This is a genomic window from Variovorax paradoxus, from assembly GCF_040544635.1.
GTDB classification, from domain to species: Bacteria; Pseudomonadota; Gammaproteobacteria; order Burkholderiales; family Burkholderiaceae_C; genus Variovorax; species Variovorax paradoxus_R.
The window spans coordinates 45,857-61,247 of record NZ_JBEPKJ010000018.1 but is presented as its reverse complement, the minus strand read 5'-3'; the positions used below and the strand labels follow the sequence as shown (position 1 = coordinate 61,247).

At 68.4% G+C, this 15,391-nt stretch carries 13 protein-coding genes; 2 read left to right on the top strand and 11 right to left on the bottom strand.

Annotated elements, in window-relative coordinates; translation table 11 throughout:
• Positions 1-23 precede the first annotated feature (23 nt).
• From ABIC94_RS25310 to ABIC94_RS25300, 3 genes are all read right to left on the bottom strand, one after another.
• Positions 24-476: a hypothetical protein gene (locus tag ABIC94_RS25310; protein ID WP_354375749.1), complete on the bottom strand. Its 453-nt coding sequence runs from the start codon at positions 474-476 to the stop codon at positions 24-26.
• A gap of 92 nt (positions 477-568) precedes the next feature.
• On the bottom strand, positions 569-1,639 hold the full coding sequence (locus tag ABIC94_RS25305; RefSeq protein WP_354375748.1) for a carotenoid 1,2-hydratase: 1,071 nt from the start codon (positions 1,637-1,639) through the stop codon (positions 569-571).
• Entirely contained in the window at positions 1,639-2,715 is a 1,077-nt protein-coding gene (locus tag ABIC94_RS25300) for a PLP-dependent cysteine synthase family protein (protein ID WP_354375747.1), read from the bottom strand. The genes ABIC94_RS25305 and ABIC94_RS25300 overlap by 1 nt, the downstream gene beginning before the upstream one ends.
• Before the next feature lie 99 nt (positions 2,716-2,814).
• Here ABIC94_RS25300 and ABIC94_RS25295 point away from each other — a divergent pair, with 99 nt between their 5' ends.
• Positions 2,815-5,355 carry a penicillin acylase family protein gene (locus tag ABIC94_RS25295; RefSeq protein ID WP_354375746.1) on the top strand — a complete coding sequence of 847 codons (2,541 nt, stop codon included), beginning with the start codon at positions 2,815-2,817 and terminating at the stop codon, positions 5,353-5,355.
• Positions 5,356-5,364: 9 nt separating this feature from the next.
• Here the strand turns inward: ABIC94_RS25295 and ABIC94_RS25290 are convergent, their stop codons facing one another.
• From ABIC94_RS25290 to ABIC94_RS25265, 6 genes are all read right to left on the bottom strand, one after another.
• Positions 5,365-7,965 (bottom strand): FtsX-like permease family protein, encoded by a 2,601-nt coding sequence (locus ABIC94_RS25290; protein WP_354375745.1) that lies wholly within the window; start codon positions 7,963-7,965, stop codon positions 5,365-5,367.
• A gap of 29 nt (positions 7,966-7,994) precedes the next feature.
• On the bottom strand, positions 7,995-9,227 hold the full coding sequence (locus tag ABIC94_RS25285) for an RNA polymerase sigma factor (protein ID WP_354375744.1): 1,233 nt from the start codon (positions 9,225-9,227) through the stop codon (positions 7,995-7,997).
• Positions 9,224-9,586 (bottom strand): YciI family protein, encoded by a 363-nt coding sequence (locus ABIC94_RS25280; protein WP_354375743.1) that lies wholly within the window; start codon positions 9,584-9,586, stop codon positions 9,224-9,226. Before ABIC94_RS25280 ends, ABIC94_RS25285 begins: the two co-directional genes overlap by 4 nt.
• A 141-nt stretch (positions 9,587-9,727) precedes the next feature.
• The gene (locus tag ABIC94_RS25275) at positions 9,728-11,089 is read right to left on the bottom strand and encodes an NAD(P)H-dependent oxidoreductase (RefSeq protein ID WP_354375742.1); all 1,362 of its coding nucleotides are present in this window, start codon (positions 11,087-11,089) and stop codon (positions 9,728-9,730) included.
• A 4-nt stretch (positions 11,090-11,093) separates the two neighbouring features.
• The gene (locus ABIC94_RS25270; protein ID WP_354375741.1) at positions 11,094-11,969 is read right to left on the bottom strand and encodes a phytanoyl-CoA dioxygenase family protein; all 876 of its coding nucleotides are present in this window, start codon (positions 11,967-11,969) and stop codon (positions 11,094-11,096) included.
• A complete protein-coding gene (locus tag ABIC94_RS25265) occupies positions 11,966-12,667 on the bottom strand; it encodes a GntR family transcriptional regulator (protein ID WP_354375740.1) in 702 nt (233 codons plus the stop codon). The genes ABIC94_RS25270 and ABIC94_RS25265 overlap by 4 nt, the downstream gene beginning before the upstream one ends.
• A gap of 114 nt (positions 12,668-12,781) precedes the next feature.
• Here ABIC94_RS25265 and ABIC94_RS25260 point away from each other — a divergent pair, with 114 nt between their 5' ends.
• Complete coding sequence (locus ABIC94_RS25260; RefSeq protein ID WP_354375739.1) at positions 12,782-13,738, top strand: threo-3-hydroxy-L-aspartate ammonia-lyase; 957 nt, start codon at positions 12,782-12,784, stop codon at positions 13,736-13,738.
• A 1-nt stretch (position 13,739) separates the two neighbouring features.
• On the opposite strand, the gene ABIC94_RS25255 is transcribed toward ABIC94_RS25260, so the two are convergent.
• Complete coding sequence (locus ABIC94_RS25255) at positions 13,740-14,390, bottom strand: ABC transporter ATP-binding protein (RefSeq protein WP_354375738.1); 651 nt, start codon at positions 14,388-14,390, stop codon at positions 13,740-13,742.
• The gene (miaA, locus tag ABIC94_RS25250; RefSeq protein WP_354375737.1) at positions 14,387-15,379 is read right to left on the bottom strand and encodes a tRNA (adenosine(37)-N6)-dimethylallyltransferase MiaA; all 993 of its coding nucleotides are present in this window, start codon (positions 15,377-15,379) and stop codon (positions 14,387-14,389) included. Before miaA ends, ABIC94_RS25255 begins: the two co-directional genes overlap by 4 nt.
• Between the last annotated feature and the right edge of the window lie 12 nt (positions 15,380-15,391).

Sequence of the window (15,391 nt, the reverse complement as noted above, 5' to 3'; positions counted from 1 at the left end):
TGACCGCCCGGGCGGCGGAGCCGTCAGGGCAGGGAGACGAGGCGAACGGCCACGTCGGGGCCGAAGGCGCGTTGCAGCAGTTCCCTCGCCTGCACGCTGCGCTCGTCGCCGGGCGATTGCACGGCCAGCGATGCATCGGCGGCGTGCCGCTGGAGATGCCAGCCTTCTTGCCCAAGGCGAATCAGGCCGGCGAGTGCCTCGGCGTTCGCAACGGGCAGCGCCGCGGGCACGATGTCCAGCCAGTCCACCACCTGGTCGGCTTCGCCGCCGAGCCGCGCGGTCGCGCCTTCCACCAGCACATGTTGCGTGGCCGCGTCCCTCACCGCACCCTGGAGGATGATGCCGTTGCCGTGCCAGCGGATTTCAAGCTGCGAGCCGACCGCGGCTGGCGCAGGGCGCGCCGCTGCGAATGCCCACGCGAGACCCGCAACGGCCAGGAAAACCATCAGCAGCGCGACGACCCGGGGTCTGTTCATTCAAGCCTTGACGCACGTCCATCGTGCAATGTCGAAGGCCGAGTTCAGAGGCCCGGCATGACGGCGTGATGACAAAGGCAGGCTGTGCGGCCTCAGAGCCGCAGCGGTGCGGCGTAGCCGGTCATCTCCAGATAGCCCCGCCCGACGCGGCGCCCTTGCGCATCGAGCAGGTCGCTCACGCCTTCCCAGTACACCCCGCCGGTGGAGCCGCGGCTGTCGAGCTCCTGGTCGTCGAGCAGTGCGCGAACCTCGAAGTTTCCCGATGGGGTCTGCACGCGCCACTGGGTCGGGTACTTTGCCTGCGTGCGCGGGCTGGTCCACGCATTCGCACCGTCGAAGCGCACCTCGTCGTTGTTGAAAACGCGAAGAGCTCCATCGCGTGTGCGAAACGAGCCGCCGGCCCACAACGCACTGCCGTCGCGGCGGCGCAGGCGAAAGGCCGTGAGGGCGCTGCCGTCGTCCAGGTTCATGCCGATCCAGTCCCAGCCTACCGCCTCGGGATGCATCAGCGCCTCGCTCCACTCGTGGTCGAGCCAGGCGGTGCCATCGACGTCGAAGGCCCGGCCCTTGAGCGTGAGCGTGCCCTGCGTCTTGAGCTGGGGCTCGCTGTAGTAGTAGCTCGCCTGTGCTTCCTCCGGGCCCTTGCGCGAGAGCCCGCCCTTGCCTTGCAGCAGCACCGGCTGCGTGGGCGTGAAACGCAGGTCGAGCGCGAACTCGCCGGCGGAAATGCGCGCCGAATAGCTGCCGTCCTTGCGCGCCAGCGACCAGTCGCGCAGGCGCACGTCGGTGTCGGCTTCGCTGGCTGACGCAACGCCGAAGCCCGCGCGCGCAATGCGCTGGTCATGCAGCAGCACCCGGCCTTCGAGGTCGGTGACGGCTGCGTGCACGAACACGAGGTTCCTGGCCGCGAAGGCCGATCGCATGCCTTGCGCCGCATTGACGCGGGAGCGGAAGAAGGTCACCTGGAAGCCGAACTCGCGTCCTACCGCGGTCCTTGCGTGGCCCGTGATGTACCACCACTCGGTTTGCAGATCGGGGTGGCTGCCGAAGTCGCGCGGGAACTGCAGCGCGCGCTCGGGCAAGGCCCAGCTTGCGGGCGCAGCGGCCAACGCCGCGAGCAGCAGGCTGCGGCGCGAGAGCTTGTGGAAGGCAGGCGGGGGCATCACTGCGCAACCAGCGCGTCCATGCGTTGCTGCGCCGGCTCGATGTCGCCGAATGCGTTCCGCACCCAGGCCGCATCGTGATAACTCGGCAGGTAGCGTTCGCCCGCATCGCACAGAAGCGAAAGAATGGAACCCTGCTGGCCGGCGGCACGCATCTCTTGTGCAATGGCCAGCATGCCGACGAAGTTGGTGCCGGTCGAGGGGCCGACCTTGCGGCCCAGCAGTGCCGAGAGCGCATGCATGGCCGCCACCGAATCGAGGTTGGGCACTTCGATCATCCGGTCGACCAGCGTGCGAATGAAGCTCGGCTCCACGCGCGGCCGGCCGATGCCTTCGATGCGCGAACCCGCCGCCGTCAGCGTGGTGTCGCCCGTGCGGTGATAGGCCGAGAACACCGAGCCTTCGGGGTCGGGCACACACACCTGCGTGTCGTGGCAGCGAAAGCGCACATAGCGCCCGATGGTGGCGCTGGTGCCGCCGGTGCCCGCGCCCACCACGATCCATGCCGGCACCGGATGCCGCTCGCGCGCCATCTGCTGGAACATGCTCTCGGCGATGTTGTTGTTGCCGCGCCAGTCGGTCGCGCGTTCGGCATACGTGAACTGGTCCATGTAGTGGCCGCCGGTCTGCTCGGCGAGCGCGCGCGCCTCTTCGTAGACCTGCGCCGCATGATCGACGAAGTGGCAGCGCGCGCCATAGAAGGCAATTTGCGCCACCTTCTCGGGCGAGGTGCTGCGCGGCATCACCGCGATGAAGGGCAGGCCCAGGAGCCGCGCGAAGTAGGCTTCGCTCACCGCCGTAGAGCCGCTCGAGGCCTCGACGATGGTCGTGCCTTCGCGCACCCATCCGTTGCACAGCGCATAGAGAAAAAGCGAACGCGCGAGCCGGTGCTTGAGGCTGCCCGTGGGGTGCGTCGACTCGTCCTTCAGGTACAGGTCGATGCCGGCCGCGGCAAGCGAGGGCAGCGGCAGCGGAATCAGGTGCGTGTCGGCGCTGCGCTGGTAGTCGGCTTCGATGCGGCGTATGGCAGAGCCGAGCCAGCCGCCGCATGAAATGGAGGAGGGTGTTTGCTGCATGTAGGAGGAAGTCTACAAGTCATCCCTCGCAGCACCCAGCGAACGCGCAAATCGGGATACTGTGCGCTGCCAAATTCCACCCGGCAGGAGACAAGACGCATGAGAACAAGACACCTGCGCCCGACGTCGCGGCGCTCGTTAGGTCAAAGGCATTCCATTGGCGCCGCAGCGCTCGCGGCCCTCGTGCTCGCGGGCTGCGCATCGGGGCCTCCGAGTGTGCAGACGCCACCGCGTGCACCGTCGTCGTTCGCGGTGCCCGGCCTCGAGAAACCAGCCGAGGTGCTGGTCGACCGCTGGGGCGTGCCGCACCTGTATGCCGGCACGCTCTACGATGCCTTCGTGGCGCAGGGCTTCATTGCCGCGCGCGACCGGCTCTGGCAGATGGACCTCTGGCGCAAGCGCGGCCTCGGCGAGATGGCGAAGGACTTCGGCCCCGCATGGGTCGAGGGCGACCGTGCCGCGCGCGCCGTGCTCTATCGCGGCGACATGTACCGCGAATGGCTGGCCTACGGCTCCGATGCCAAGCGCGTGGCCGAGGCCTTTACCGCGGGCGTCAACGCTTATGTCGCCCAGGTGCGCGCGCAGCCGGCGCTGCTGCCGACCGAGTTTGCGCTGCTGGGCTACCAGCCGGCCACCTGGTCGCCCGAAGACGTGGTGCGAATCCGGCACCACGGCCTCACGCTCAACTTCACGTCCGAGGTGGACCGTGCCCGCGCCTTCTGCGCTGGCAGCGAAGGCATCAAGGCGGACTGGCTGCGCCGCGAACTCGATCCGCCGGTCACGCCGCAGGTGCCGCCCGGCTTCGATCCCTGCACCATTCCGGCGGCCGAGTTGCGCGCCGCCTACCTGCGCGCCACCGAGTCGCCGCGCTTCACCAAGGAGAACACGCGGCTGGCCGGTGCGGCTGCCGCATCAGTGGCGATGCCGCCGGGCAGCGCCGAAGCCGTGGCAGGAAACGCCGACGAAGAAGAGCAGCAGCGGCAGGCACTGCAAGGCGACCCCACAGCCGCCTATGGCAGCAACAACTGGGTCATTGCGCCGAAGCTCACGTCCACCGGAAGGCCCATTCTCGCCAACGACCCGCACCGCGCCCATGGTGCGCCGAGCCTGCGCTACATGACGCATCTCAGCGCGCCCGGCATGGACGCCATCGGCGCCGGCGAGCCCTTCCTTCCCGGACTTTCGATCGGGCACAACGGCACCATCGCCTTCGGCCTCACGCGCTTCTACATGGACCAGGAGGATCTGTACGTGTACCAGCTGAATCCCCAGAACCCGAGCGAGTACCGCTACCAGGGCCGCTGGGAGCCTATGACGAGCGTCACCGAGCGCATTACGGTGCGCGGCGAAAGCGCGCCGCGCGAGGTGGTGAACACCTTCACCCGCCATGGTCCGGTGCTGCTGTCCGAGCCCGGCAAGCAGCGTGCCTTCGCGCTGCGGGCCGCGTGGCTCGAGCCCGGCATGGCGCCGTACTTCGGTTCCATGGACTACATGCGCGCGCAGAACTGGGACCAGTTTCGCGCCGCCATGAACCGCTGGGGCGCCCCCGGCGAGAACCAGGTCTATGCCGACCGCAATGGCAACGTCGGTTGGATGCCGGGCGGCCTTACGCCCATCCGCCTCAACTGGGACGGCTTGATGCCGGTGCCGGGCGACGGCCGCTACGAGTGGTCGGGCTTTCGCAACGGCGACGAACTGCCTTCGGAGTTCAACCCCGCGCGCGGCTACGTGGTGACCGCGAACGAGAACAATATTCCGCCCGATCATCCGGCTGCAAAGAAAGGCGTCGGCTACGAATGGAGCGATGCGGCCCGCGCGCGCCGCCTCAAGGAGTTGTTCGCGGCAAAGGCGGCGGCGGGCTCGCGCTTCACCATCGAGGACTCGGAACGCATGCAGAACGACATCGTCGCGACGCCCGCACAGCGGCTGCTCAAACTCCTGGCGGGCTTGCGCAGCGAGGACGCCCAGACAGCAGCCGGCCTGCGCCTGCTGCAGGGCTGGGACGGCACCATGCACCGCGACAGCGCCGCCGCGGCGCTGTACGAAGTGTGGAGCAGCAAGACCTTGCGCACCGCCGTGCTCAAGGCCGGTGCCGGTGATGCCGCTGCATCGCTGGCTACGCCCGGCGACAACACGCGCATGGTGCTGTTGCTCGAAAACCCCTCCGGCTGGGTCAGCGACGCGCAGCGTGATGCCTTGCTGTTGCAGACGCTGCCGCCGGCCATGCAGGAGCTCACCGCCAAGCTCGGGCCCGACATGGCGGCCTGGAAGTGGGGCGCGCTGCATCGCGCGGAGTTCCGCCACCCGCTCGGCGGCGTGGTCGATTCGGCCACGCGCAAGAAGCTGGAGGTCGGCGACTGGCCGATGTCGGGTTCGGCCTTTACGCCCATGGCGGCAAGCTACCGTGCCAGCGACTACAAGCTGACTTCAGGGGCATCGTTCCGGATGGTGCTCGATGTGGGCAACTGGGATGCCTCTCGGGTGATCAACACGCCCGGGCAGTCGGGCAACCCGGACAGTCCGAACTACCGCGACCTTGCGCCGCTGTGGCTCGAAGGCAAGTACGTGCCGCTGGTCTATAGCCGCGGGGCTGTGGAAAAAGAGACGGTGGAGCGCATTCAACTGACACCTGCGCGGTAGATAGACGCCTTACCAGTCTTCCTTCACCGCGAGCACCACGTCCTTGCCTGCCGCGGCCCGCCCCGCCAGCCACGCGGTGACGGTGCCGGCCACCACCACCGCGCCGCACAGCACCAGCAGCCTCGTCCACGGCACCAGCAAGTCCATGGTCCAGTGAAAGCTCTGCGGATTGACCACCTTCACCAGCACCACCGAAACGGCCAAGCCCAGCACGAGCCCCGCCACGGCACCGATGGCCGTCCATGCGGCACCTTCACCCGCCACCACGGCCAGCACCTGCCGCCGCGTGAAACCCAGGTGCGCGAGCAGCCCGAACTCCTTGCGCCGCGCCAGAACCTGCGCGCTGAAGCTCGCCGCAATGCCGAACAGACCGATGGCAATGGCTACCGCTTGCAACCAGTAGGTCACCGCGAAGCTGCGGTCGAAGATGCGCAATGAGGTCGCACGGATCTGCCCGACCGATGAAATCTCGATGCTCGAATCGGACCCGGCGCTTCCGCGGCGTGCCGCCAGTTCGCGGATCGCAGCCTGCACGGTGCTTTCGGACGCACCCGGCGCAAGCCACAGCGACACATCGCTTACTTCGCGCTCGCCTGTGAGGCGTTCGAAATCGCGCGCGTCCATGGTGATAGCGCCGAACTGCCGCGCATAGTCGCGCCACACGCCCGCCACGAAGAACGCCACCGGCCCGGAACCTGCGACGCCCAATGCAGACGAAAGCGGCGCGAAGAGGGCGCCCGGTTTCGCGCCGTACAGCTCCACCATCGGTTCGCTCACGTAGATGCCGATCTGCCCCGCAGGCACCGGTAGCGCGGGGCCCACCAGCGGCAGCGCCTGCGCCGCGCCGCCTTCGAGGCTTCGCGCAATCAGCGTGACGGCAGGCTGCGCGGGGTCGAGCTGCAGCGACCGGGTGCGCAGGGTGCCGGTGCGTTCCACGCCGGGCAGTTGCGCCAAGGCCTGCACGAAAGCGGGCGAGAAGGTGGCCGTGTCGCTGCTGCTCTGCGTGCCCGAATTGCCGGAGCGGCCGCTCGAGGTGGCGCGAAGATAGAGATCGGCCGGCAGCACCACGTCGAGCCAATGCGTGACCGAATCGCGAAAGCTCGCAACCATGACCGTGAGCGCCACCGCGAGGCTCAGGCTCGCGACCACGCCGCTGACCGCCACGGCCGCCGTGCCGCGCATTCGCCTTGCGCGCTCGATGGCCAGCATCGGCAACACGCGCTGCGCGAACATGGGCGCCACGCGGTCGTAGAGCAGCGCAATCAGCCAGGGCAGTGCGGTGATGCCGCCCACCAGCAGGCAGCCCACCGAGAGATAGGCTGCGACGGGAATGCCGCCGACAGCCGGCATGTTGGCCAGCCCCGCGCTCGCGGCAATGAGCCCGAGCGCCAGCCAGTGGCTTTTGCTTTGCACGGGTGCGGCGCCCAGGCCCTTCAGCGTTTGCGCCTCGGGCAGCGCCTGCGCCGCGCGCGCGGGCCACCAGCCGCCAACCAGCGCCGCCAGAACGCCGAGCGCGCCGTACAGCAGTGCCGAGCCGCTGCTCCAGTGCAGCGTAGGCGCCACGCCCTGGAAATATCCACCGCCCAGGTCGCCGCCGAGCACACGCAGCGCGAAGGCTGCGAGCGCCGTCCCCAGCGCCAGGCCGGCGGCGCTTCCTATCAGGCCCAGCACCAGCGATTCGATCAGCACCAGGCGCAGCCGCTCGCGCGGCGTCAGGCCCAGCACGCCGAGCAGCGCGAACTGTTGCGCACGCTTGGCCACGCTGAGTGCCAGCACCGAGAAGACCAGAAATGCGCCGGTAAAAAGCGCCACCAGCGCCAGCACCGTCAGGTTGACGCGATAGGCGCGCGAGAGATTGCTCACGCGCTCGGCCGCATCACCCGGTTCGGCGAACTGCAAGCCCGCGGGCCAGCCCGGCGACCGCTGCAGCGATGCGATAAAAGTCGCCCGGTCGGTGCCGGGAGCAAGCCTCAAGTCGACGCGGCTGAGCTGGCCGACCTTGTCGAACAGGTCTTGCGCGGCGCCGATATCCATCACCGCGAGCGCCGCGCCGGTGGCGGCGACGTGGCCCGCGACTTCGAGCCGTTGCCAAGACCCACTGCTGCGCAACTGCACGGTTTCGGCATCACCTTCCACGGCTTCGGCCGCCAGGCCCAGCACGTTGCGCGCCGATGCGTTGAGAAACACATGGCCCGGCGCCAACATCGCGAAGCGGTCGGCGTTCTTGCCGGGCTGCGGCATCAGGGCCGGTGCGATGGTCGGCAGCGCCAGCGCGTCGACACCGATCACGCGCATCGGCACTTGCCGCGCACCGGCCAATGCGAGGCTCTGGAACTCGAGCACCGGGCTCGCCAGCGTTACCTGCGGATGCTGTGCGAGGCGCCCGAACACCGCTTCATCGAAGCTGCCTTGCACGGCGCGCACTTCGAGGTCCGGCTGGCCGTTGACCGACCTCACGGCACTCGAGAACTCGTCGAGGGCCGAGGCATTGATCAGCTGCACCGAGAACGCGAGCGCCACGCCCAGCATCACGGCCAATACGGCCGCGGCATTGCGCCAAGGGTGGTGGCGCAGTTCCTGCCAAGAGAAGGTGGTGAGCAAGGCACGCATGCCGCCATTGTGGCCGGCGCGCAGAAAAGTCAGAGCCGCTCGGACATCCCGTTGAGATACGCACGCACCGCCGCGTTCGTGCTCAGGCCGATGGCGCGGTCGAACGCCTGGCGTGCGGCGGCGCGCGCCCCGCCCGCCGCAAGCAGGTGCGCGCGCGCCGCCCAGAACGGCTGATAGCTTGCCACCTCGTCCGCAGGGATGGCATCGAGCGCCTGCAGGCCGATGTCCGGACCGCGCGCGTTCGCCAAGGCGCAGGCCAGGCTGACCTGCGCGCCGACGCTGGGCCGAAGGGCCAGCAGGCCCTCATACAGCGCCACCAGTGCTTCGGGCGATACCGGTGCTCCCACGCGCCGCTCGCAGTGGGCCGACTGGATGGCTGCCTCCAACTGGTAAGCGCCGATGCGCTGCATGCCTGAGGCGCGCCGCAGGCACTCCTCGGCTTGCGCGAGCAGTGCGGGGTCCCAGCGCGCCATGTCCTGCTGGTCGAGCGGCACATAGGCGCCGGCCTCGCTGCGCCGGGACGCCGCGCGGCTCTCGCAGAACAGCATCAGCGCCAGGAGCCCCAGCGGCTCGGGCTCGTCCGGCATCAGGCTGCAAAGGATGCGGCCGAGGTCGATCGCTTCCGCGGTGAGGTTGCGGGGCAAGGTGTCCGCGCCATCGACGTCGTCCCAGCCGGTGCCGTAGGCGGCATAGATGCCGTCGAGCACGTCCTGCAGCCGTTGCGCCAGGTCGCGAGCCTGCGGGTATTCGAAGGGAATGCCCGCGGCCCGAATGCGCGCCTTCGCCCGCACCAGCCGCTGCCCGAGCGTGGAGGGCGAGGTCAGGAAGGCGCCGGCCATGCGGGCCGCATCGAGCCCGAGCACGGTCTGCAGCATCAGCGGGGCACGGGCGGCCGCGTCGATGGCGGGATGCGCGCACACGAAGAGCAGGCGCAAGCGCTCGTCGGGTACGGCCGCGCCGTCGGTGGTGCCCACATCCACCTCGCCGGCCAGCAGCAGCAGGGTTTGCGTGGCCGCATCCTGTACACGGGTATGGCGCCATGCGTCGAGCCTGCGGTGCCGCGCCACGCTCAGCAGCCAGGCGTCGGGCTGATCGGGAATGCCGTCGGCGGGCCAGCGTTCGAGCGCACGCGCAAAAGCATCGGCCAGCGCGTCTTCGGATGCCGCAATGTCGTGCGTGCGCGCCGAAAGGATCGCGAGGAGCCGCCCATACGACTCGCGTGCCGCCCGTTCGGCGGCCTGCCGGGCCGCCGAGTCGTTCACGGTGTGGCCGCCGTTGCCGTGAACACGGGGCGCACTTCCACGCCGCCGCTGGTGGCGCATGGGGCTCGGGCCGCCCACTCGAGCGCGGCATCGAGGTCGGGCACGTCGATCACGAAGTAGCCGCCGAGCTGCTCCTTGGTGTCGGCGAAGGGGCCGTCCTGCACCTGGCGCTTGTCGCCGCGCACGCGCAGCGTGGTGCCGGTCATGGGCGGGAACAGCCCATGGCCGCCGAGCGCGATACCCGTCTTGCGCACGGCGTCGGCGTAGGCCACCCAGCTGGCGCGGTAGGCCAGCGAGGGGGGATCGTCGCGTTGTTCGAATTCGGCTGCGGGCTGATAGAACATCAACATGTACTGCATGGTGTTTCTCCGTCAAGGAAAAGCTTGCCGAGCAAGATCGCTCACCACAATGACGGCTCGCAGCCTGTCATTTCGACACGCGCCCCGCGCATCGAGCAAATTATTCTTTCCCCAAACGCCCGCGGGCGCAATGGCAATAGCTCAGGCAGCCCTGGCCTGTGCCGGTGGGGCGAACATTGCCTCCATCTCGTGTCGCAGCTTGTAGGCATGGGTGGAGGTGTCCATGGCCACGTCGGCCCAGCACAGGCTCTGGCCTTTCTTCACCGCGCGCACCAGCTTGACGTTGTGCGCCAGCCCGAGCGGCAGCCCGCCCAGGCCCATGGAGCGCTCGGCCGGCAGCAGCTTTCCCCAGACGGTGTAGCCGCCTTCGCCGTCGAGCATTTCGCCGGGCGCCAGGTCGCGCTTGGCGGTGGCCACCACGTCGGCGTTCCAGCAGGTGGCGACGCCCGTGGGCTCGCCGCGCAAGGCCACGCTGGCCACCGACATGCCGACCTCCAGGCCGATCAGGTGCCAGCGCTTGTAGAGCGTGAAATAGCGCCCGCTCGGGTCGGTGTGGGCGTTGTATTCCTCGAAGCAATTCCTGATGTAGTCGGTCTCCGCCTCGACCGTGACCCACACGCCCATGCGGATGTCGTAGGGAATCTTTCGCCCGTTCGCCTCCAGCGAGGAGATGACTTCGACCATGCCCTTGCGCTCGAGCACGCCGCCTTCGCTCTGCGGCCGTGTGACGAAGGGAATGTCTTCCACGCTCGCGGGTGGGTACAGCAGGCCGTCCGAAGGCACGGTGAGCCCGGTGGCGTTGGCCACGGCCGAGCTTTCGATGGACGGCTTGGAGCCGTCGAGAAAGCTGTTGAACATCTTCGGGTTGAGCCCGCCGCGCAGCGCCTGCTCGGGCGTGAGGCCGTAGTTGCCCCACACCGTTTCGGGCGTCGATTCGGTGAAATGCGGCAGCCACTTGTGGCCGCGGCCGGCCGCCACCACCGGAAAGCCGCAGGTGCGTGCCCAGTCGACCAGGTCGCAGATCAATGCCGGCTGGTCGCCGAAGGCCAGCGAATAGATCACGCCGGCTTGCCTTGCCTTGTGTGCGAGCAGCGGGCCGCAGAAGGCATCGGCCTCGACGGTGACGTTGACCACGTGCTTGCCGTGCGCGAAGGCATCGAGGCAGTGGTCGACCGCGGCCACCGGGTTGCCGGTGCACTCCACCACAATGTCGATGGAGGGCTCGCGTGTCACGGCTTGCCAGTCGTCGGTGATCCAGGTGGTGCCGGTCTTCAGCGCTTCCTGCACCGAGCCCGCCCCAGCGCGGGTCGGATCCCAGCCGACACGTTCGAGATTGACGCGCGCCGCGGCAGGCGAAAGATCGGCAATAGCCACCAGCTGCACGCCGGGCGTGCGCGGAATCTGCGCGAGGTACATCGAACCGAACTTGCCGGCACCGATCAGGCCGATGCGGATGGGGCGGCCTTCTGCGGCGCGCTGCTGCAGGCGGGTGTAAAGGCTCATGGGGTCAGGCCTCCGCAGTGTCGAGGACTTCGAGCGAAGTCTGCAGCGCGCTTTCGGGCAGGCCGTTCTTCCATGGCACCTCGACCGGATAGGGCTTCAGCAGACAGTCGTCCGGCAGCATCTCGATGGGCGTGAAGTCCCGGTGCGCGATGTACTCGGGCCGCTTGTGGCGCCGAATGTGGTTGCTGACGGCGCACAGGCTCAAGTACACCGCCACGCGGTTGAAGGGCGAGAGGTTGCTGCCTGAGGCGTGCACGAGGCAGCTGTGGAACAGGATCATTGAACCGGCCGGGCCCTTGGGCGAGACGATGCCACCGTTCTTTCCTCCGGCACGGTCGACCAGTTGCGAGATCAGTTCGTTGTCGACCGTCCAGAGCGGATAGCTCGTGGTCGTGAGGTCGTGCTTCGCATCCACCACGCCCTTGCGGTGGCTGCCCGGAATGAACATCAGCGGGCCGTTGTGCTCGTTCACGTCGTCCAGGAAGATTGCGACGTTCATCGCGCGCTCGGTGGGCATCAGGTCGTCGTTGAGCCACGTGCCGTAGTCCTGGTGCCACTGCCACACCTGGCCCTCGAAGGCCATCTTGCCGTTGATCTTGAACTGGTGCATGTAGACCTCTTCGTCGAAGAGGTCCATCACCGGGCCCACCATGCGCGGATGGCGCGCGAGCCGCGCGAAGGGCTCGCTGATCAGGTGGGCAGCGAAGTTCGTGCGCACCGCGTCGGAGCCTTTCTCGCGCACGTTGAAGGCCTCGCGCTTGCTGTACAGATCGGGAACCGCATCGGTCAGCGCCTTGGTTTCTTCGGCCGAAAAATGGCCGGGGAAGAACAGGTAGCCGTCGCGCTCGAACTGCGCGCGTTGCTCGGGGGTCAACTTCATGCCTTGTCTCCTTTGCGGGTGAGGGTGGATTCGGCGCGCGCAAGTTGCTGCGCGAGCCGCCGGCTGAGTGCCTCGCTGGCCTGCGCGACGTGTTCCTCGCTCAGATGCGCGGCGCGTTGCGCATGGCCGGCGGCAATGGCGGCAGCGATGGCTTCGTGCTCGTCCCAGAGCGATTCGCGCTGCGGCTCGGCCTGCAGCACCGCGCCCATCGCTCGGCGCAGGTGGCGCCAGTGCTGGTCGGCGCTCTGGCCGATCAGCGGGTTGCCGGATGCTTCGTAGATGGCTTGGTGAAAGGCCATGTCGGCATCGATCATGGCTTCGACATTGCGCCCGCGCGCGGCGCGGCGGCCACGCTCGATGAGCTTGGGGTCGATGCGAAAGCGCTGCTGTGCGGCGAGCCGCGCGGCCAGCACGTCGAGCGCGCCGCGCACCTGGTAGATCTTGCGCATCCACTCGGCATCGAGCGGCGCCACCAGCACGCCGCGGCCCGGTGCATCGTGCACGAAGCCGTCTTTCTTGAGCAGGCGCAGCGCCTGCAGCACCGGCTGGCGCGACACCGAAAGGCGCTGCGCGATGTCTTCCTGCGTGATGCGCTCGCCGGGTGCCAGAGAGCCGCTGCTGATGGCGCCGAGCAGGGCGCGGTAGACCTGGTCGACAAGGTCGGGCGCGGCTTCGATGCTGACGAGGTGGGCGGGCATGGATCGTCTTTCTCTGAACTCTGTATACAGAGTACAAAGTTGCGGGCGCGGTGTATTCCGGGTTTTTACCCATCGGGCCTGCAAGAAAACGTAAGGCGCCGCTAAGCTCGGCGCATGCAACTCCCCACCTACGACGACGTCATTGCCGCAGCCGCGCGGCTCGAAGGCCATGCCCACCGCACGCCCGTGCTGCGTTCGACCACCGCCGACGCGCGCTGGGGCGCGCAGTTCTTCTTCAAGTGCGAGAACTTTCAGCGCATGGGCGCATTCAAGTTCCGCGGCGCCTTCAACGCGCTCTCGAAGTTCGACGCGGCGCAGCGCAAGGGCGGCGTCATCGCCTTTTCTTCGGGCAACCATGCGCAGGCCATTGCTCTGTCGGCGCGGTTCCTGTCGATGCCGGCCGTGATCGTCATGCCCAAGGACGCGCCGGCCGCCAAGGTTGCGGCCACGCAGGGCTACGGCGCCGAAGTGGTGATGTACGACCGCTTCACCGAAGACCGCGAGGCACTGACGAAGCGGCTCGCGCAGGAGCGCGGGATGACGATGATTCCGCCCTACGACCACCCCGACGTTCTCACGGGGCAGGGCACCGCGGTGAAGGAACTGATCGAAGAAACCGGTCCGCTCGATCACCTGTTCGTATGCCTGGGCGGCGGCGGGTTGTTGTCGGGCTCGGCACTGTCGGCGCGTGCGCTGGCCCCCGATTGCAAGGTCTACGGCGTGGAGCCCGAAGCGGGCAACGACGGCCAGCAGTCGTTCCGCGCGGGAAAGATCGTGCACATCGAAACGCCCAAGACGATTGCCGACGGTGCGCAGACGCAGCACCTGGGCGAGTACACCTTCGGCATCATCCGGCGCGACGTGGACGACGTCTTTACCGTGACGGACGCGCAGCTCGTTGAAGCCATGCGCTTCTTTGCGGAGCGCATGAAGATGGTGGTGGAGCCGACCGGTTGCCTCGCCTTCGCGGGCGCGATCGCAGCGGGCAAGCTCATCGCGGGAAAACGCGTCGGCATCGTGATCAGCGGTGGCAACGTCGACCTCTCGCGCTACGCGGCGCTGCTCGCCTAGTTCAGGCGCGGATGCCTTCGGCGGTAAGGTGCAGCAGGCGGTCCGCACGGGCCGCCGCACTCTCGGAATGCGTCACCAGGACTAGCGAGGCGCCGTGCTCGCGCGTCTGGCCGACCAGCAGTTCCATCACCTTGGCCGCGGTGGTCGGGTCGAGGTTGCCGGTGGGCTCGTCGGCCAGCAGCAACGCCGGCCGGTGCACCAGCGCGCGCGCAATCGCCACGCGCTGCAGTTGACCGCCGGAGAGCGTCTGCGGCAGCCGTGCGCCCATGCCCGGCAGACCCACTGCGTCGAGCATGTGCGCGACGCGGCTTTCGTCGCGATGCTGGCCGAGCAGCATCAGCGGCAGCGAAACGTTCTGCGCCACGTCGAGGTGCGGCAACACATGGAAGGCCTGGAACACGAAGCCCACATGGCGGCGGCGCCAGAGCGCACGGGCTTCGCCGTCGAGCGCGCCGATGTCGGTGCCTTCGTGCGTGACGGTGCCCGCGTCCCAGCTGTCGAGCCCGGCCATGCAGTTGAGCAGCGTCGACTTGCCGACGCCCGATTCGCCCACGATGGCGACGAACTCGCCGGGTTCGACGGTGAGCGTCACTTTCTCGAAGACGGGCGCGTCGCCGTAGTGCTTGGCCAGATTGGAAATGCGCAGCGTCATGCGGCAATCGCAGTCGTTGCAATCAGTTGGACGGCGGTCTGCACCGCATCGGGCGCGTCGCAGGCAATGACGGTGCGCGCCGGCATGCTGCGCAGCCAGGTGATCTGCCGCTTGGCAAGCTGGCGCGTGGCTGCGATGCCGCGTTCGCGCAGCTCGGCCATGGCCTTGGCGTCGGGCTGCGAATTGCCGCAGGCGTCGAGCATCTCCCACGCCTGTCGGTAGCCCACGCAGCGCATCGAGGGAAGCTCGGTCGACAGGTCGCCGCGTGCGCGCAGCGCCTTCACCTCGTCGAGGAAGCCGGCGGCGAGCATTGCGTCGAAGCGCTCGGCAATGCGCGAATGCAGCCGGGCGCGGTCGGTGGGTTCCAGCGAGAAGAGTGCACCGCCGGCCAAGCCCTTCGCCGCCTTGTTCTCGCCGGCATGAAAACTCGATAGCGGCTTGCCGCTGCTTTCCCACACTTCGAGCGCGCGCTGGATGCGCTGGCTGTCTTGCGGCGCGAGACGCGCGGCGGTCACGGGGTCGACTTCGGCGAGCCGTGCATGCATCGCGGGCCAACCGCGCACGGCGGCCTCGGCATCGATGCGCGCGCGCACCGCGGCATCCGCGGCGGGCATGGCGTCGATGCCGTCGAACAGCGCCTTGAAGTACAGCATGGTGCCGCCCACCAGCAGCGGCAACGCGCCGCGCGCACGGATCTCGTCGATCAGCCGCGTCGCGTCGGCCACGAAAGCCGCCGCGCTGTAGCTTTCGGCCGGGTCTCGAATATCGATCAGGTGGTGCGGCACGGCGGCCTGTTCGGCCTGGCTCGGCTTGGCGGTGCCGATGTTCATGCCGCGGTAGATCAGTGCGGAATCGACGCTGACGACTTCGACGGGGCGCACGCGCGCCACCGCGAGCGCCGCCGCGGTCTTGCCGGAGGCGGTGGGCCCCGCGAGCGCTATGTATTTCAGGTTTTCAGGAGGGCCGGAGGCGGCGACGGAGGGCGGCATAAGCGCCCGAGG